Annotated in this window: 18 protein-coding genes; 7 read left to right on the plus strand and 11 right to left on the minus strand. The window is 65.5% G+C overall.

The annotated features are described in order from the left end of the window. Nucleotides 1-546 precede the first annotated feature (546 nt). From ABZY89_RS06720 to ABZY89_RS06740, 5 genes are all read right to left on the minus strand, one after another. Nucleotides 547-867 carry a hypothetical protein gene (locus ABZY89_RS06720; protein ID WP_355225707.1) on the minus strand — a complete coding sequence of 107 codons (321 nt, stop codon included), beginning with the start codon at nucleotides 865-867 and terminating at the stop codon, nucleotides 547-549. Next, complete coding sequence (locus tag ABZY89_RS06725) at nucleotides 860-1,135, minus strand: hypothetical protein (protein WP_355225709.1); 276 nt, start codon at nucleotides 1,133-1,135, stop codon at nucleotides 860-862. Before ABZY89_RS06725 ends, ABZY89_RS06720 begins: the two co-directional genes overlap by 8 nt. Nucleotides 1,136-1,157: 22 nt before the next feature. After that, entirely contained in the window at nucleotides 1,158-1,757 is a 600-nt protein-coding gene (locus ABZY89_RS06730) for a hypothetical protein (protein ID WP_355225710.1), read from the minus strand. Between the two features lie 969 nt (nucleotides 1,758-2,726). Next, entirely contained in the window at nucleotides 2,727-2,924 is a 198-nt protein-coding gene (locus tag ABZY89_RS06735; RefSeq protein WP_355225712.1) for a helix-turn-helix domain-containing protein, read from the minus strand. A gap of 199 nt (nucleotides 2,925-3,123) precedes the next feature. Beyond that, on the minus strand, nucleotides 3,124-4,518 hold the full coding sequence (locus tag ABZY89_RS06740; RefSeq protein ID WP_355225714.1) for a recombinase family protein: 1,395 nt from the start codon (nucleotides 4,516-4,518) through the stop codon (nucleotides 3,124-3,126). A gap of 120 nt (nucleotides 4,519-4,638) precedes the next feature. Here ABZY89_RS06740 and ABZY89_RS06745 point away from each other — a divergent pair, with 120 nt between their 5' ends. The 4 genes from ABZY89_RS06745 (at nucleotide 4,639) to ABZY89_RS06760 (ending at nucleotide 7,463) form a co-directional block, all read left to right on the plus strand. Beyond that, entirely contained in the window at nucleotides 4,639-5,298 is a 660-nt protein-coding gene (locus ABZY89_RS06745; RefSeq protein ID WP_355225716.1) for an AraC family transcriptional regulator, read from the plus strand. A gap of 81 nt (nucleotides 5,299-5,379) precedes the next feature. After that, nucleotides 5,380-5,919 carry a VOC family protein gene (locus ABZY89_RS06750; RefSeq protein ID WP_355225717.1) on the plus strand — a complete coding sequence of 180 codons (540 nt, stop codon included), beginning with the start codon at nucleotides 5,380-5,382 and terminating at the stop codon, nucleotides 5,917-5,919. A gap of 118 nt (nucleotides 5,920-6,037) precedes the next feature. Then, nucleotides 6,038-6,853: an APH(3'') family aminoglycoside O-phosphotransferase gene (locus ABZY89_RS06755; RefSeq protein ID WP_355225719.1), complete on the plus strand. Its 816-nt coding sequence runs from the start codon at nucleotides 6,038-6,040 to the stop codon at nucleotides 6,851-6,853. A 316-nt stretch (nucleotides 6,854-7,169) separates the two neighbouring features. Next, complete coding sequence (locus tag ABZY89_RS06760; protein ID WP_355225721.1) at nucleotides 7,170-7,463, plus strand: DUF1330 domain-containing protein; 294 nt, start codon at nucleotides 7,170-7,172, stop codon at nucleotides 7,461-7,463. A 74-nt stretch (nucleotides 7,464-7,537) separates the two neighbouring features. On the opposite strand, the gene ABZY89_RS06765 is transcribed toward ABZY89_RS06760, so the two are convergent. Together ABZY89_RS06765 and ABZY89_RS06770 are read right to left on the minus strand one after the other, a co-directional pair. Beyond that, nucleotides 7,538-8,677 carry a serine hydrolase domain-containing protein gene (locus ABZY89_RS06765; protein ID WP_355225723.1) on the minus strand — a complete coding sequence of 380 codons (1,140 nt, stop codon included), beginning with the start codon at nucleotides 8,675-8,677 and terminating at the stop codon, nucleotides 7,538-7,540. A 10-nt stretch (nucleotides 8,678-8,687) separates the two neighbouring features. Further along, on the minus strand, nucleotides 8,688-9,245 hold the full coding sequence (locus ABZY89_RS06770; protein ID WP_355225725.1) for a QsdR family transcriptional regulator: 558 nt from the start codon (nucleotides 9,243-9,245) through the stop codon (nucleotides 8,688-8,690). 279 nt (nucleotides 9,246-9,524) lie between these two features. Between ABZY89_RS06770 and ABZY89_RS06775 the strand changes: the two genes are divergently transcribed. Then, nucleotides 9,525-10,190 (plus strand): hypothetical protein, encoded by a 666-nt coding sequence (locus ABZY89_RS06775; RefSeq protein ID WP_355225727.1) that lies wholly within the window; start codon nucleotides 9,525-9,527, stop codon nucleotides 10,188-10,190. 125 nt (nucleotides 10,191-10,315) lie between these two features. On the opposite strand, the gene ABZY89_RS06780 is transcribed toward ABZY89_RS06775, so the two are convergent. From ABZY89_RS06780 to ABZY89_RS06790, 3 genes are all read right to left on the minus strand, one after another. Then, nucleotides 10,316-10,510: a VOC family protein gene (locus tag ABZY89_RS06780; RefSeq protein WP_355225729.1), complete on the minus strand. Its 195-nt coding sequence runs from the start codon at nucleotides 10,508-10,510 to the stop codon at nucleotides 10,316-10,318. A gap of 60 nt (nucleotides 10,511-10,570) precedes the next feature. After that, nucleotides 10,571-11,779, minus strand: coding sequence for a N(5)-(carboxyethyl)ornithine synthase (locus ABZY89_RS06785; RefSeq protein WP_355225731.1), 1,209 nt, complete (start codon nucleotides 11,777-11,779; stop codon nucleotides 10,571-10,573). 102 nt (nucleotides 11,780-11,881) lie between these two features. Further along, nucleotides 11,882-12,259, minus strand: coding sequence for an HTH domain-containing protein (locus tag ABZY89_RS06790; RefSeq protein WP_355225732.1), 378 nt, complete (start codon nucleotides 12,257-12,259; stop codon nucleotides 11,882-11,884). A 56-nt stretch (nucleotides 12,260-12,315) separates the two neighbouring features. Between ABZY89_RS06790 and ABZY89_RS06795 the strand changes: the two genes are divergently transcribed. Continuing rightward, nucleotides 12,316-13,005 (plus strand): alpha/beta hydrolase, encoded by a 690-nt coding sequence (locus tag ABZY89_RS06795; RefSeq protein WP_355225734.1) that lies wholly within the window; start codon nucleotides 12,316-12,318, stop codon nucleotides 13,003-13,005. Between the two features lie 62 nt (nucleotides 13,006-13,067). After that, nucleotides 13,068-13,667, plus strand: a complete 600-nt coding sequence (locus ABZY89_RS06800; protein WP_355225735.1) for a hypothetical protein — start codon at nucleotides 13,068-13,070, stop codon at nucleotides 13,665-13,667. Between the two features lie 303 nt (nucleotides 13,668-13,970). Here ABZY89_RS06800 and ABZY89_RS06805 read toward each other — a convergent pair whose 3' ends face one another. Continuing rightward, complete coding sequence (locus tag ABZY89_RS06805; protein ID WP_355225737.1) at nucleotides 13,971-16,295, minus strand: arylsulfatase; 2,325 nt, start codon at nucleotides 16,293-16,295, stop codon at nucleotides 13,971-13,973. Nucleotides 16,296-16,299 lie beyond the last annotated feature (4 nt).

Genomic DNA, 16,299 nt, shown 5'->3' on the forward strand with positions numbered 1-16,299 from the left:
CGGTAGACATTGGGATTTCCTCCATCGGAGAGATTCGTTAATCCCGGTCACTCGCGGAGCACATAGCGCGGCAGATAAAGCGCGAAAGGGGTACGCCGGGCGTTCAACGCGAGGTCACGGTTAACGGGGGAGATCTCCCGGATGCTGCTAGCGGCTACCTACTGCAATTCGGGCTCACGCTGGCAGGGGTCGGATCTAAACCGTTCTGCGAGATTGATTCTACGCGGATTGATGGATGGATGCATCGGTGGGTAAGCCGACACCGGAGACGTCCGGAGAGATTCGGCGATATCCGCCGAGATCGGGAGATATCCGGGCTTACTCGGGCGATATCCGGGCTTATCCGTCCTAGATAGGGAGAGGTCGGGCGTCCAGATGGAAAGTCCGCTACATCGGATACATAGGTTTCGTATGTGTGTTTCAGGCAGGCGGGACGCTGCTTGAGAGGGGGCGCCCCCCGAAAAACGGCGGCGCCCGCTGCCAACAGAAACGCAAAGCGGAGCCACTGAACGGAAGCGTTCAGCAGCTCCGCTAGAGGCCAGCAGATCAGCCGAGAGGGCAGCCCGCCCGGTGCTGAACCGTGGCGCGAGAGTAGTCCGGCTCCCCGCTCTCGTCGCTCGGCACATCCAGCGCCCGGCAGCCGCACGGCTGAGGGTTGAGCACACCGCGCCGGGCTAGCTCATCGATGGCGCGCTGCTTCCTCGGTCGCGTCAGCAGATCCTCAGCGTGGGCCACAAGCCCGGGCGCGGCATCGGTCGCCATCGTGTCGAGCAGGTCGGAGAGCGCGCGTTCCTGGTCGTTGAACCGCTGCTCAAGTTCGCGCATCCGGTCGGCTTGGTCGTCCCCGTAATCGTCGTGGTCAGTCATGGGTCTTGGTCCTTTCGGCGTGGTCGGCGGAAAGCGTGGTCAGCCTTCCGAGCTGCTCATGCGGCGCGCATTCCGGGCAGCAGCAACCCATCGTTGCGACGGTCGGCGCGCGGTCGGTCAAGGTCGCCAGCCATACGCCCTCGTCGCCGTTGGCGTAGGTGACGAATCCGAGCCAGGTTCCCCCGCCGAGATCGATAGCGGAATCGCCATCCATCCTCAGCCGCGCGCTGCCGTAGAGCTGCTCCGGGCCCGGGTGGTAACGGTTCATCGTCTCTCTCCCAATCCATGGATTAGCGCGGCTCGGCGGCTGGCTCGGCGGCTGGCTCGGTCATCTCGAATTCTCCCACCAAGTCGCTGTCCGATCCGACATGCTCGCGCCATTCGCGTAGGTCTTCCTCGGTTGGCCGGGCGGCATCGTTAGCTACCAGCTCTGCAATCAAGCTCTCAAGGCGCGTCTTCCACTGCACGGCGGTTTGCGGCGGCACCATGATGACCGCACCGAAACCCACGCCGAGAAAGTCTCCATCTCGAAACAGGCTGTCGAAGATGGCGCCGGGATCGGTAATGCCGTCGCCGCCTTCGTCGTACGGCAACGGCAGCCGGTAATCGATTCCGCATTCATCGATCTTTCCGCACTTGTGGCGCGGGCTCGAATCCGCAAGCTCGCCAGCTAAAGCGATGCAGGCGCGCGCAATTAATCCGGCTGCCCACTGGAGGCCGCTTACCAGCGCGCGCGGGTCATAATGCCGGGCCATATTGGGGGAAAGGTCGCGGGTAATTGTCGGAGCAATTTCGAGCCCGCTATGCCGGTCGCCATATTCGGAATGCAGGTAAACGCTAATAGCCCAAGGCGAGACGGGGGTTTTGGTTGGAATCGTCTTCTTACTCATTCTTCACTCATTCTCCGTATTAACGACAATGCCACGGGCAACCATTTCGGCGGGTGGCCCATAGCGCCAGGCGGACGATTCGACGGGTGGAGCCCCAGCGGAACCCGGCGAAGCCGGACGCCCCGGCGCTCTCCCCTCCTCCTCACCTCCCCTCCCTAGGGGTCGGGTCGGGTCGGATCGGGTCGGGTAGGTAGGCCGTGACTCACGGTCGGAGTCACGGGGAGAGTCACGCGTGACACCATCGGTCCACCGATGATCGCCACACTGTGAGTGATCGCCGTTGGCGTGAGCTTTAACCACGGTGCAGCGGTCACACATTGAATGATTCCCCTCGCTATGGAGCTGCGCTCTTTTGGCATTATCGCGGGAGATCCTCTGTCGCGTCTTCCATTGGTCGCGCTGCTTTTCTACATAAGCGGAGGTGAGAATGAATTCCTCCCAATGGATAATCAGGAATTCATCTTCTCCGTATTCGATTAGCTCGCCAGCTTTCGTCAGCCGAGTGACTACCTCCGGATTATCAATCGCTGGCCAAAGACGGCGCAGACGCGTTCCGGAAATGCGACCGTCGCTGGATTGGGTCGCGCTATAGGCAAGCGCGGCGAGCAATAGCACGACGCCATCGGTTCCGAGATTCTCGGTGGAGTCGAGATCGAACCATGGTGCATCGATCTTCACGCTAGGGCCGGGCATTCGGTTATCCTTGATCTCGTTGAATGTTGTTATTGCCGTGGTCGGGCATGGTTCCCTTGAGCGCCGCGCTTGTGATTAGTCACCACAAGCGCGGCGCTCGCCGTTACGGGACGGTAGGGGATTGATGGGTACGTAGTCAGCGGAGAGAATCTCCCGCACGCGGGCGCATTCATCAGGCGTCATGGGCGGCTGTTTCGCCGTCTCGGCGCGCGCCATAGCGGCGTAGCGGCGACGGTCGGACGGGCCATAGCGATAATCAAGGTCTCCGCGCATTTTTCAGACGCCGGGCAGGATCGGGCGCATGTTGCGCTCAAGTTCCTCTAGGTCGATCCGGATTGCGCGACCGATCCGGTATCCGGTGAGTTGACCAGATGCGATGTGACGGCGAATGGTCTTGATATCGACCGACACGTAAGCGGCGGCATCTTTCACCGTGACATACCGGCGCGCCGGGACATGATCGGGGATGGGCATAGGAAAGCCACCTTTGCAGACAAAGGAATTAGGCGGGCCTTCCCGCAATCCTTGACGCTAGGGCTTTCGGGATCCGCGCTTCCGCTCATGGGAGTGGAAGGGGTCTGCCGTAGACATTAGAGACCCCGAATGCCCATCGCAAGGCATCCGGGGTACGATTTCGCGTCGTGCAATTATGGTTGCGTCGGTGCAACTGGCTTCATGCCAAAGCGCGGCGTGCAACCCTCACGGTCTCAGGACCAAAGGTGCGCGAATAGCGTGTGCCCTTCCGGAGTCGCACCACGAAGAGCGCGTCAATGATCGCGCGCTGACGCATGAGTCCGGCCTCATCGAATGCCGCCACGGGGTCCGGGGACGCGAGAATCTCGGCAAGCCCGGAAGAATTCGGGATAGCGGCAAGCCTTGCTTCTGCGGCGCGCATGTCCGACTCGATCTTGGCTTTCTTGATCTTGTAACGGCGACCGTCGATCAGGTCATCGTCGTAATCCGCCTCTACCGCCTCTAGGCGCTTCTGCTGGCGCGAGATCTCCGCCAGGACCGGCCCCGAGTCGGCTTCCGTCTCAGCGATCAGGTCAGCCGGGCTAGCGGTCTCCAGTAGCCCGGCGACACGTGCTAGGACGTAGCCATCGACGGGGCCACGGGCACGGTTGACGTGCGCGCCGTCACGGCAGCGGTAGCGACCGCCGGACCAGCCCGACACGGGCACCTCGCATTCGTCGCAGAGGTAGAGCCCGGAACCGAGGTGCTTCCGCTCGGTGCCCTGTCTGCTGGTCTTCCGGCGCGCGTCAGAGAGCCGAGCTTGGACGGCATCGAATGTCGCGTCATCCACGATGGCTTCCCATACGCCGCGCTTCCCGGTCGGCTTGCCCTGATAGACGGCGCGTCCGGCGTAGCGCGGGTTGACCAGGATTCCCCGCACGGTCGACGGGTTCCACGGCTTCCCGTGGCGCGTCGTGACGGCCTCCTCGTTGAACGTACGGGCAATCCCGCGCAGGGAGTCACCCGCGTGAAACATCTTGAAAGTTCGTGCCACCAGCGCGGCCTCATCGGGCACTAGGTCGCCCTTGGCGCTGTACCCAGTGAGCCGGACGCCGAGCGGCGGACGTCCGTTGTCGGCACGCTGGACGGCTGCCGACTTCTGACGGGCGCTCTTGCGCTCGATCTCCCCCCGGGCGACGGCTGCTTTGATCCGGGCGTACATACGTCCGCCATCGGTGGTCAGGTCTGCCTCACCGTTAGCGGTGACCAGCGCCAGTCCGCGACCCTCGGCGGCATCGATCCAATCCTCAAGCTGGCGCGGCTGACGGGTGAGTCGGTCCAGGTCGTAACAGACCAGCGCGTCGAACGCGCCAGCGGCGTAAGCCTTAGCCAGCGCGTCATAGCCGGGACGCTGCTTGCGGGCGTCCGACGCCGAGACGCTGTTATCGACGTACTCACCCGGTCCGTGCCCGGCACCGCTGCCGCCATCGGCAAGCGTCCAGCCACGGGACTTGACGATTCGTAGACATTCCTCGCGCTGGCGCTGGATGGCCAGCTCTTCGCCGGTGAAGTCACGCGAGATGCGGAGGTAGATCGCTGCTCTGGTCTTGCTCATACCTAAGTGTTGCACGATGTCGTAATGTGGTCGAGTTCCGCTTCAACAACTAGCCTCTCGCGGCTCACACGGGCGTGCGGCGTCCATGTCTTCGCAGGGCACGAGTCGCGAAGGGAGCGCATGTACGAGGAACATCATCCCGACTCGCCCGTACTGGAGTGCGTGTGGCAGGCGCGCGCGACGCGAGATGAGCGCTATCTCGTCCCTGCGGTCGAGTACTGGGATCTGTGGTTCGCCCGCGAACCGGACGGAAAGCTGCGTGCGGGACTGGCGGGCCCGACCCTGGGGCACCGCTGGATCCGGTCGACGATCGGGGAGCACAGCTGGGGCATCCAGCTGAAGGCTCACGCCGTCCTGCCCGGAGTCAGCAAACAGCTCCTGCTCGGTGGGGAGCAGCAGCTCGTCGTCGAAGCTGGGCACGTCATACTCGCGCAGCATGCAGTGTCGTTCCCGGAATTCGACGACCTCGAGAGCTTTACCGATCGGCTTCTGGAGCTCGACGTGCTGCGCGGCGACAACGATGTCCGGCGGATGCTCTCCGGCGATGACGCGGGTTACTCGGAGAGGCAGCGGCAGCGCCGGGTCCGCGCCGCAACGGGGCTCACGCGTAAGCAGATCGAGCAACTGTCCAGGGCGCGTGAAGCGTTTGCTCTGCTGCTGCAGGGCGTGCCGCCGATCGAGTGCGCTGCACGCTGCGGTTTCGCGGACCAGGCTCACCTGATTCGTTCTCTGAGAGTTTTCCACGGCCAGACGCCGGCCCAGGTGCTGTCCGGTCGATGATGGCGGAATTGTTCAATACAGTGATCTTCGCTCGGTGATGGACTGAAGACATCGCATCCACCACCAGCACAGGAGCAAACGATGTCTGCACCCGCCGCCCCCGAGGGCTACGCCACGGTCAACCCCTTCATCATCACGGCAGACGCCGTTGAACTGACCCGGTTCGTGATCGAGGTCTTTGATGGCGAGGAGCGCGCAGAGGCCCGCACCATCGATGAGGACGGGCTCCTGCTGCAGGCTGAGGTGCGCGTCGGCACGACCACCATCATGCTCGCCGAGCGCAAGCCGGGCTGGCCTTTCACGCCGAGCATGCTCCAGGTCTACGTCGATGACCTCGACGCGGTGCTCGAGCGCGCCCTCGCGCGTGGGGCGCGTCTGGTCACGAAGCCGACCGACTTCTTCGGCACCCAGTTCGCCCGCGTGCAGGACGCGAGCGCGAACCTGTGGTGGATCTGGCAGCACGGTGATGCGGTCTGGGATGCCCAGGACGGTGAGAACGAGTGGGCAGCCGAGGGCACCGATGAGGGATGGGATGATGAGTCGCCCGAGCTCGCCTATATCCACGACACGCTGCTGGAAGCGATGACCGACTTGCGTGACCCGAAGGGCTCGCAGCGCTGAACCGGGCCGATCGGCCAGAGGTTGCTCCGTGCCGCAACATGGTGAACTGTAGCCAGCCACGTGGTGGAGTTCCGCTGCAACATGTGAACGCCCGGGCCTCTGCGGAGATACTCGGATCATGACGATCGACGGTCAGATTGCGTCGGGGCTGTTGCCGACCGACGACGCGGAGTGGTCGCCGGTCGTCGGCGGAGAATCCGGTGCCACCGTGCTTCACGACCACGAGGCGGCGCGCTATGCGAAAGTCGTTCCTGCTGCGGCGGCGCAGGACCTGGCTGCGGAACGAGAGCGGATCACCTGGCTCGGCGAGGCCGGTCTCCCCGTCGCCGCCGTGCTCGACTGGCGCGTGACGGATGATGGCGCGTGCCTGATCACCAGTGCGGTGGCCGGAGTCTCTGCCGATCAGCTGGATGCTGTTGCGCTTCGACGCGCCTGGCCGAGCATCGCCGAGATCATTCGTACGCTGCACGGCCTTCCTGCGGAGAAGTGTCCCTTCGACCGGGGTCTTGGGGCGATGATGCCGCTCGCCCGTGAGGTGGTGGTCGCGGGTCGAGTCCAGACTGAGTTCCTGCCAGTAGAGCTGCAGCAGGTGCCGCCGGCGATGATTCTCGACGGGATCGAGGACGAGCTGCCACGGCGTACGGTTCAAGAACGCAGCTCACCTGTCGTGTGCCACGGCGACCTCTGCCTTCCGAACATCCTCGTGGACCCGGACACGATGCGCGTATCCGGATTGATCGATCTGGGGCGGCTCGGTCGTGCGGACCCGTACGCTGATATTGCCCTGTTGCTGGAGAACGCTCGTGAAACGTGGCGTGATGAGGCCACCGCTTCCCAGGCCGATCGTGAGTTCGCCGAGCTGTACGGGATCCGTCTCGACGCCGAGCGTCGGAGCTTCTATCTGCGTCTCGACCCACTGACCTGGCCTGGCTGAACGGGCAGGCGACAGCGGTACGTCCCTCGGCTCCTACCCCATCCGCAGCCTCGCCCACTGCTCACTACCCAGCGCGGGGCCGAGTACGAGTGGAACGTCCGCGTATCCGTGTACGGCGGGCGAGCCGCGTTCACGAAGGAAGATCGCGTCCCTGGTGTCCGGCAGCACGGAAGACCCGTGCTGGACGCCACCGAACCCGGTTTGGCTCGGTTCGGGGAATACCGCACCTCATGAACAGAGGCCGTCGGCGTGGTCCGCATAGGTGATACTGAGCGGGCAGAACACGCCGCCGCCTCAATCCAACACTGGAGGTTCCATGCCCAAGGGCTACTGGGTCAGCGCCTATCGCACCATCTCAGATCCCGAGAAGCTGGCCGCTTACAACAAGCTGGCCCCGCAGGCAGTCAAGGCCGGGGGCGGTCGGGTCCTCAGTCGTGGCAGTCGGGTCGTGGCGCATGACGCCGGGATCGCCGAGCGTACGGTCCTGATCGAGTTCGACAGCTTCGAGCAGGCCGTCGCGGCGCACGAGAGCGCCGCCTACCAGGAGGCGCTGGCCGCCCTCGCCGACGGCGTCGAGCGCGACTTCCGCATCATCGAAGGCCTCGACTGACGTGGTGGAGTTCAAGTTCAACGTCTAGCCCTGATGGCGCGCTGCGCCCTCCTGATGGCTTCGTCCGTGTTCGGTCAGGCCGCGACGGAGCGGAGAACTGCGCGGATGTAGGCCTCCGATCGGTCTGATCCGATGATGCCCGGGCCCATCTTGTTCATGACGTACGAGACCGTCATCTTCTGCAGCGGGAACATGATCGTCATGGACCCGCCCCATCCGCCCCAGAAGCAGATTCGCTCGTCCGGGATGTACGGCAAGGTCGTCGGCTCGGGCAGACCGAAACCGATCCCCCAGCGCAGCGGGATGCCGAGGACGAGGTCATCCCCGTGAACCTGCTCGTCGAAGATGCGGTCGATCGTCTTCTCCGACAGCAAGCGGATTCCTCCCACCTCCCCGCCGCGGGAGATGGCCGACATGGTCCGCGCCAGGGCACGCGCGTTCGTGTGGCCGTTCAGCGCGCCCATGTCGGCGCGCCGCCACGCAGGCGTGTTGGCCGCGGCGGGGTTGGCCGCGGGCCCGGTCATGGTCTTGACCATCACCGAGTCCGCCGGGATCGACCCGAGGTCGAACTGCAGCGGGGGCGGCGGAACGATCTCCGCGATCCGGTCATCGTCTTTTGCCTCTGCGCCGATCTGCAGGTCGACGCCCAGCGGTTCCGCGATCTCCTCGGCCACGAATTGCTTGAGCGTCTTTCCGCTCACTCGGCGCACGATTTCCCCGAGGAGGTGGCCCTGGTTCTGAGCGTGGTAGCCCGACGCGGTGCCCGGCTCCCACCACGGAGCCTGGGCGGCGAGGCGCGCCACCGATGTCTCCCAGTCGTACATCTCCTCGACGGTGAAGGGCTGCTCCCAGCCCGAGACCCCGGAGGTGTGGGCCATCAGGTGACGGACCTCGATCGCTTGCTTGCCAGCCTGGCCGAACTCCGGCCAGTACGTCGCGACAGGAGTGTCCAGGTCCACCAGGCCGCGGTCGACGAGCATCAGGACCGCGAGCGCGGTGATCTCTTTCGTGGTCGACCAGACGTTGACGATCGTGTCTCGTTCCCACGGGAGGGTGCGTGCGACGTCGCGGTAGCCGCCCCACAGATCGACGACCAGGTCACCGTCGATGTCGATGGCGACTGCTGCGCCGAGCTCTTCACCGGACTCGAGATTCGCGGCGAGCTCGTCCCGCAATCGGGCGAAGCGCTCATCGTTGTGGCCGTTGAGTTCCATGTGTTCTCCTCTAGTTCCCGTGCCTGCTCAGCAGTGCGACGAAGACGGTATGGGCAGCGTCGGCGTCCGGATCTGCGCCGGCGATGATGTCCGCATAGATGTACGTCTCGGCGACGCGCACAAGCAGTCGAGCGAGATCCAGGCGGCTCAAGGCGATCGCCGGTGCCGGCTCTGTCGCGAGCAGGCTCTCCACGCGTTCGACCATGCGCGTCTGGTTCGGTGCCGCGTTCGCCGTCAGGATCCGCAGGGCGCGTTGCGGATCGCGGTGCAAGAACGCGCGGAAGTACGGCGCTTCGATGAGATACCGAACGAATGCCGACAGCGCCTCGGCAGTGCGATCCGGAGTGCCCTCGGGCACCTCCCGAAGGCAGCGTGCCCAGGTGTCCTCGCCAAGGGTCCAGAGCGCCTCGGCGAGAAGCACGTCACGACGCCCGACGCGACGGAAGACCGTGACGCGGTCAACCCCGGCCGCGGCGGCGACCTTGCCCACGTCGACCGGCTCACCTGCCAGCAACATGCGGCGCGTCTCGGCGATGATCCGCGCCGTTGTGTGACCTTCATCACTCACGGATGGGAGCATACGCACGGCCTGCAACATTCTCAATATTTGTTGCAGATCTCAGGTCTGTGGTGAAGGCGTGAGCATTCGTTCTCTTTGCCGACGCAGCAACGTGGGAGTCCTGAAGTCACCCGGTGACCTCAGGGCTCCCACGTTGCTCGCTGGTCAACGTCGCGGCAGCTTCTGCTCTTCCCGGGACCCCGGGACGATCAGGCCGTCGATGGTCAGCTCAGAGACGTACACGGTCTGGCGCTTGACCCTGGTGGGGACCAGGAGAAGTCTGGAGAGATGACCAACCGTGCGATCGATGACTCGCGTTCGCTGCTGACTCTCGGCCGGGTGGACTCGGTGCGGGTCCAGGTCGGCTATCGGGCCAGCCCGGACGAGCAGGTGGATCGGCAGTACTTGCTCGACCTGTCGGTCCCAGAGCCGGACGGCGGGGGAGGCGAGGATGTCCTCGACGAGCGGGGGATCCTCGCCGCACTGGAGCCAGTCTTGTACGCCGGGGCCGACGCGCGGCGGCACTACTCGCTGCACCAGCACCGATGGCACACCAGTTGGGGCGCCAGTCCGGGCGCGCTCGAGATCGGGCTGCTGGTGAACACCGGGCCCCGGACCACGGCCGTCTCGGAGGCGTCGTACGACGGTGTGTCGCGCGCCTTTCGTGACGTGATGGAGGTGGTCGGCCAGCCGGAGCGGACGCCGATTTCGCGGGAGTCGGCGGTCCAGCGCACCCGGCGCGCGGCGGCGACGGCGTACGCCGTGGACCCGGACGCCCTGTCGCTCCGCGCGGAGGAGCACCACGCGGCGGACAACTCCTGGACGCTCACCTTGCGCTCCACCGCGGGGGATGAGTACGACGTGGTGGTCGGCTTCGTCGAGGGGTACGCCGGTTCGGTGTCGGTGCGGCACGCACACCGGATCGAGGCGTCCGACTCCCTCGGGCCCGAGTGACCCGGAGCCATGAAGGCGCCGCGACGGCACCCGCCACCTGTCGTACCCCAAAGCTCGGACCGGACGTAGGACCGGGCTTCGGCTCGGATGAGTCGTAGGGGCAGCATCTTCGCAGTCCTCCGCGGTCAGGTGTGGGTGCCGAGGTTGATCACCCGCCCGGACGAGTCGCGGTAGAAGAATCGGCGCACGCCCCACTCTTCCGTGGACAGGGGGTGCACGATCTCAACGCCCGCAGTCACTGCCGCGGCGTGGGCAGCTTCGACATCGTCGACGAAGATCGAGACGTCCGGGTTGACCGACGCCGTTGCGTCAGTGGTCATCAATCCGATCTGGTGGCCGGTTCGAAACGTTGGTCAGCGACAGAACGGTGGAGTTCCGCTTCAACGACTGAGCGCCTCGGCAGCGCGAATGTGCGGATAGGCCGGGTCGCGGCCCTGGAAGCTCAGGATGCTCGGGTTGCTGATCACGCCCTCATTGATCTCGATCGCCCGGGAGACGGTCAGGTCGGCCGCCCAAGCGGTCGGTCCCTCCATGACCGTGCGCAGGAACGGCAGCAGCGCCTCGCTGATCTCCCAGGTGGCCGAGTTCCACAGGTACGACGGGGTGTGGTCGACCGCGTAGTAGTTGACGCCGTTGCCGACTGTGAACATCGGGTCGTCGAAGGTGGTGGGCTTCGCCCAGTCGAACCCCATCCCCTCGTCGCACGAGACGTCGACGATCAGGCTGCCCGGGGCGAACCCCGCCAGGTCCTCGGTCCGCAGATAGGTCAACGGTGCTGCGACGTCCTGGAGCGTGCAGTTGACGACGATGTCGTGCGATGCCAGAAACTCCGGGAGCAGCACGTTGCCGTCCTTCGTGAGGACCTCGCTGAGGTGGGTCTCGCCGTCGCCGGTGTGGAGTTGGGCGATGTGCGCGCCGTGGATCGGGGAGCCGACCGCCGCGGCGCCGCGCTGGGTGAGGACCTGGATGTCGTGGATGCCCTGCGCCGTGAGCGCAGTCACCGCACCCCGGGCTGTCGCACCGAAGCCGATGACGACCGCGCTGCGACGGGGCCCGTACATGCCCGTGGATCCGGTGAGGCTCAGGGCATGGAGCACCGAGCAATATCCGGCGAGCTCGTTGTTCTTGTGGAACACATGCAGGCTGAAGTCGCCGCGGCCGCTCCAGTGGTTCATCGCCTCGAATGCGATGAGTGTGAGCCGGCGGTCGATCGCCGTCTGCGTCAGGGCGGGGTCCTGCACGCAGTGCGGCCATCCCCACAGCACCCGGCCCTCGGGGATCGCGGCCACGTCTGCCATCTGCGGCTTCGGAAGCAGCAGCACGTCAGCCGTCTCGATCACCGTGGAGCGATCCGCGACCCTGCCGACCCGTGACTCGACGTAGCCGGGCTCCAGCTGGAAGTCAGCGCCGTAGCCACGCTCGACGATCATCCGCCCACGGAGATCCGGGTCGATCAGATCGAGGTGGTGAGGGTGGATCGGCAGCCGCTGCTCGTTCTCCATCGAGGAAGCCGAGAGCATTCCGAGGGTGAGCAGCGTGCTGGTCGACGAGCTGGTGGCGGTGGAAAGAGATGAAACAGCGCCGGACATCCGGTCTCCCATCATTGGGGAACCAGGGTCAGCTCCTGACTCGATCGTACGCGCACCCGGTCCTGCCTATGCGATCGTCGAACACGAGCGACGGAGCCGCAGCTACCCCGAGGGCAGCAGCGCTCGGGTGAGCTTGTGCATGCTTGTCCGCGCCGAGTCGGTCGCTGTGGGACCGAGGGCAACCAGGGCAACGATCAGCGCCGCCACCTCGTCCGGTTCGAGCGAGATGGGGTCCAGCTTCGACCGCACATCCAGGAGATAGCCACCTCCCGGGCCTCTCTGGACGCGGATGGGGATGCCGCTCTCACGCATCCGGGCGATATCGCGCTCGACGGTCCGAGCGGTCACGTCGAGAGCATGGGCCAAGGCGAGTGCCGACTTGGGTACGCTGCGCTGCCATCGCAGTTGCTCGATGAGAGCGTGCTGTCGCTCGATCCGACGCAGAGTCAGATGCGGATCGGCGGATCTGGAGAACGCCACAACACGACCCTAATGCCGACATCTGCTTGTCGGCCTCTAACCGTAGTTTGAAGCGTATGACACTTCCTCTCCTCTTCCTGTCCGGCGCCGGGCTACCCCCTTGGATCTGGGACGAGGTTCGTTCCGGGATCACCGCCCCGTCGGTGGTCGCCCCTCGCCCCGAGACAGGTTCAGGGACCGTCACTGAGTACGCTCGAGCGGCTCTCGACGCCGCTCCCGAGGGATCATTTGGCGTCGTCGCGCACTCTGCTGGAGGCGTGGTCGCCACGGAGCTGGCACGCCTCGCCGCAGGTCGAGTGGCGGCAGTGCTCGGAGTCGCCGCCGTGATCCCCGCCTCCGGTGCATCTTTCGCCTCGTCGCTACCGTTCCCCAACAAGATCGTGGTCCCTCTGATCCTCCGCGTCGCAGGAACCAGGCCACCCGAGTCAGTGATCCGTAAGGGCCTCGCCGCGGGGCTCGACGAAGAAACCGTGCAGCGGCTGATCGCCGACCTCGAACCCGAGCCGATGAAGTACTTCACCACCCGCACGACGGGGCACGAAGCGATGCGCGCAGTGCCGCTCAAGAAGTACGTCGTCACCACCGATGATGCCGAGCTGACCGCCAGCATGCAGCGAGGCTACGCAGCCCAGCTCGGAGCAAGCGGCGTAATCGAGATCGCCAGCGCGCACCTACCGATGGTCACCAACTCTGCCGACGTGATTGCCGCCGTGCAGGACCTCGCCGAGAGCCACCCAGCCGTTTGAACCGCCGTGCGTCCGCTTGCACGGGCGTCATCTCACCTCTGAACTGCCGCGGGAGGCAATCGATGAGCGTATGGGCAGAATCCGTCAAGCGTGGCTGGGCGAACCTGGTGGGACCGGAAGCCACTCGTGCGAACACCGCGATCGCCCTCGGGTCCGCAGTCGTCGGACTGGTCGGGGCAGCGATCTGGGCGAAGCGCAGCGGGGCGGGCGGCGGGTCGACAACGACCATGGCCCTACTGGCTGCCGACCTGATCGGTGGGGCGTACGTGAACAACACTCGCGCGTCCGTCCGGTGGTACGAGCGTGCCGGCCAGGACGATGCCGACCACCTCAGGTTCGCAGCGCTGCACGGACATCCTGTCGTGGTCGCCTGGGTGGATCATCGCGTGGGCGCACGCGACAATGTCGTCGCCTGGGCAGCGGCGCAATACGGCTACATGATGCTGTCCACCGCCATCATCCGACGTTCCCCGACCCATCGGCGCAGCCTGGGGCTGGCGCTGACCGCTGGCGGTCTCGTTCTCGACCGCGCGCTGGGAAGGTCGACCCTCGCGCCGTGGTTCGCCTGGTCCTACTATCCGAAGCTGCTGATGGGACACGCTGCGGGATCGCTCTGGCCAGAGACAGACATCGGCGTGCCGGAGCCTCGCTCCGAGGCCTGAGGGTCGCCGGGGAACGGGCCGTTTCGGCGGTGGTGGCACGAGCACCGATTCGAATCGGTCGCCGACGGTACGTTGATGACAGATGTCGTGGAGTTCGAGTCGCCTGCTGGACCGGTCGGGCGGCTGGTGAACGCCCTCGTGCTGACTCGATACATGACGAAGCTGTTGGAGCAGCGGAACGCGTGGTTGGTGGCCGCACTTTCCGCTCCTGATGCCTGACGGCCTTCGACCGTGTGATCGGTCTGCTCGATCACACGGTCGAAGGTTCGGGAGTCATGTCCTGCTGAGCCGGGAGGGTGCTCCTCAGTCTCGCGACATCGCGGCGTGGAAGTCGCGCTCGAGGTCGAGGTAGACGTCGTCGCCGATGTTGATCTCGACCACCCTGATCTTGGCGCCGGTGAGAGCGAAGGGTGACGAGTACTCCCGCGAGACCGGGTCGGCGCCGTCCTTGCCCACGGTTAGCCCCTCGCCACACAGCGCGAAGTGGCCGGGCTGCGTCTTCCACTCGCCCTTGGCGACCGCCTGGTCGTCGACGTACAGCGTCGCGGTTCCGATCGCTTCCTGGTGCTCGCCGTGGCCCTCCTTGGAGAACTCCACCCCGAGCACGTGCTTTCCGGGCTTCAGCTCGTCCGCTGAGACCAGCTGCTGCTCGGGCGGGATGCCGAGGAAGTTGGATGCGTACCAGAGCTTTCGCTCCTTGATGAAGAGCGTGTGGCCGCCGAACCGGGCGCCGTTCGCGATGATCACGCCCTCGGCATCGGCCTCGAGCTCCACCTGGGCAAGGATCTTGAACGACCGGCCGCGAATCTCCGCTGCAGCGAACTCCGGGACCGGCGAGGTGTTGGGGTAGTAGCGATAGACGCCGCCCTCCGGGATGTCAGCGACCGGCATCTCCTTGACCAGGTCGGCGATGGACCGGTTGTCGAGCGGCAGTACGTCGTACTTGCCGGCCTCGACGTACCAGAGGTTGACCAGCTCCTTGACCTTTTCGGGATGCTCCGCGGCGAGGTCGTGCGCCTCTGACCGGTCGGCCTCGGAGTGGTAGAGCTCCCAGGTGTCGTTGACCAGGTCGGCCGCGGTGCCGCCGGCGTTCGGTGCGCGCCGGGCAACGACGTGCCAGCCGTCGTGCCACAGCGCTCGGGTCCCGAACATCTCGTAGTACTGGATGACCTTCTGAGTCGGTCCGTCCTCGTCGAAGCTGTACTTCATCGAGACGCCCGGCAGCGGCGACTGAGCGTACCCGAGCACCTCCTCCGGCATCTGCAGCCCGATGCATTCCAGGAGCGTGGGCACGATGTCGACGGCGTGGTGGTACTGGTTGCGCACCTCGCCGCGCGCGGCGATGGCCTTCGGCCACGAGATGACCAGCGGGTCGGCGACGCCGCCCTGGTAGGTGTAGCGCTTGAACATCTTGAACGGCGTGGAGAACGCCGTCGCCCAGCCGGTCGGATAGTGGTTGTAGGTGTCCGGGGAGCCAAGCTGGTCGAGCATCGAGAGGTTCTGTTCGAGGTCCTCGGGGTAGGCGTTGAAGAGCTTGTTCTCGTTGACGGTGCCGTCCGGGCTGCCCTCGCCGGAGGCGCCGTTGTCGGCGCAGTACATGACGATCGTGTTGTCGAGCTGGCCCGTCTCCTCGAGGTAGTCGATGATCCGGCCGACCTGGGCGTCGGTGTACTCCGAGAACCCTGCGTAGACCTCGGCGAACCGCGCGAAGAGCCGCTTCTCCTCGTCGTTGAGAGATTCCCAGGGCCGTACGTGGTCCATGGGCTGCGCGGCCTCGCCGGGCAGCGGGTTGATGTCAGTGAGCTCCGTGCCCTCCGGAAGAATGCCGCGCTCGACCATCCGTGGCAGCACCCACTCGCGGTAGGCCTCGTAGCCGTCGTCGAACTGGCCGGCGTACTTGGCGATGTACTCCTCCGGCGCGTGGTGCGGGGCGTGGTTGGCGCCGGGGCAGAACCAGAGGTACCACGGCTTCTTCGGTGCGGAGGTCTTGCTGTCGGCGATGAACGAGATCGCCTTGTCGGCAAGGTCCTTGGAGAGGTGGTAGCCGTCTTCGGGTAGGTAGGGCTGGTCGACGTAGTGGTTGTCCTCGGTCAAGGTCGGGTACCAGTTGTTGGTCTCGCCGCCGAGGAATCCGTAGAAGCGGTCGAACCCGCGTGCGAGCGGCCAGTTCCGCTTGCTCGCCCCAACCGCCCACTCGTCGAGCGGGACGTTGTGGTTCTTGCCGACCCAGAAGGTGTTGTAGCCGTTCTCGCGCAGCACCTCGCCGATGGTGGCGTTCTCCATCGGGATGTGGCCGGTGTGGCCGGGGAACCCCTGGGCACCTTCGGCGATCTGGGCGAAGCCGTTCTCGTGGTGGTTGCGTCCCGTGAGCAGGCAGGATCGGGTCGGCGAGCAGAGCGCCGTGGTGTGCCACTGGGTGTAGGTCAGGCCGTTGTCGGCGAGCCGTTGCATGGTCGGCATGTTGATGCGGCCGCCGTACGGCGACCACGCGGCCATGCCGGTGTCGTCGTAGAGAACCAGCAGTACGTTGGGAGCGCCCTCCGGAGCCGGCGGCTCGCGGAAGGGCGTCCAGTCCGGGACCGAGTCCCGCACGTCGAGATTGACGATTCCCTTGAACTGCTTGGCCATCTCG

Origin of the sequence: Nocardioides sp. NPDC006303, assembly GCF_040613175.1 — a bacterium.
Taxonomy (GTDB): Bacteria; Actinomycetota; Actinomycetes; order Propionibacteriales; family Nocardioidaceae; genus Nocardioides.

Bases quoted from the DNA above. Each gene is read 5' to 3' on its own strand.
- ABZY89_RS06720 (WP_355225707.1), bottom strand. From the start codon at position 867: ATGACTGACCACGACGATTACGGGGACGACCAAGCCGACCGGATGCGC.
- ABZY89_RS06740 (WP_355225714.1), bottom strand. From the start codon at position 4,518: ATGAGCAAGACCAGAGCAGCGATCTACCTCCGCATCTCGCGTGACTTC.
- ABZY89_RS06730 (WP_355225710.1), bottom strand. From the start codon at position 1,757: ATGAGTAAGAAGACGATTCCAACCAAAACCCCCGTCTCGCCTTGGGCT.
- ABZY89_RS06725 (WP_355225709.1), bottom strand. From the start codon at position 1,135: ATGAACCGTTACCACCCGGGCCCGGAGCAGCTCTACGGCAGCGCGCGG.
- ABZY89_RS06775 (WP_355225727.1), top strand. From the start codon at position 9,525: ATGACCAACCGTGCGATCGATGACTCGCGTTCGCTGCTGACTCTCGGC.
- ABZY89_RS06745 (WP_355225716.1), top strand. From the start codon at position 4,639: ATGTACGAGGAACATCATCCCGACTCGCCCGTACTGGAGTGCGTGTGG.
- ABZY89_RS06800 (WP_355225735.1), top strand. From the start codon at position 13,068: ATGAGCGTATGGGCAGAATCCGTCAAGCGTGGCTGGGCGAACCTGGTG.
- ABZY89_RS06755 (WP_355225719.1), top strand. From the start codon at position 6,038: ATGACGATCGACGGTCAGATTGCGTCGGGGCTGTTGCCGACCGACGAC.
- ABZY89_RS06760 (WP_355225721.1), top strand. From the start codon at position 7,170: ATGCCCAAGGGCTACTGGGTCAGCGCCTATCGCACCATCTCAGATCCC.
- ABZY89_RS06785 (WP_355225731.1), bottom strand. From the start codon at position 11,779: ATGTCCGGCGCTGTTTCATCTCTTTCCACCGCCACCAGCTCGTCGACC.
- ABZY89_RS06780 (WP_355225729.1), bottom strand. From the start codon at position 10,510: ATGACCACTGACGCAACGGCGTCGGTCAACCCGGACGTCTCGATCTTC.
- ABZY89_RS06765 (WP_355225723.1), bottom strand. From the start codon at position 8,677: ATGGAACTCAACGGCCACAACGATGAGCGCTTCGCCCGATTGCGGGAC.
- ABZY89_RS06795 (WP_355225734.1), top strand. From the start codon at position 12,316: ATGACACTTCCTCTCCTCTTCCTGTCCGGCGCCGGGCTACCCCCTTGG.
- ABZY89_RS06735 (WP_355225712.1), bottom strand. From the start codon at position 2,924: ATGCCCATCCCCGATCATGTCCCGGCGCGCCGGTATGTCACGGTGAAA.
- ABZY89_RS06805 (WP_355225737.1), bottom strand. From the start codon at position 16,295: ATGGCCAAGCAGTTCAAGGGAATCGTCAATCTCGACGTGCGGGACTCG.
- ABZY89_RS06750 (WP_355225717.1), top strand. From the start codon at position 5,380: ATGTCTGCACCCGCCGCCCCCGAGGGCTACGCCACGGTCAACCCCTTC.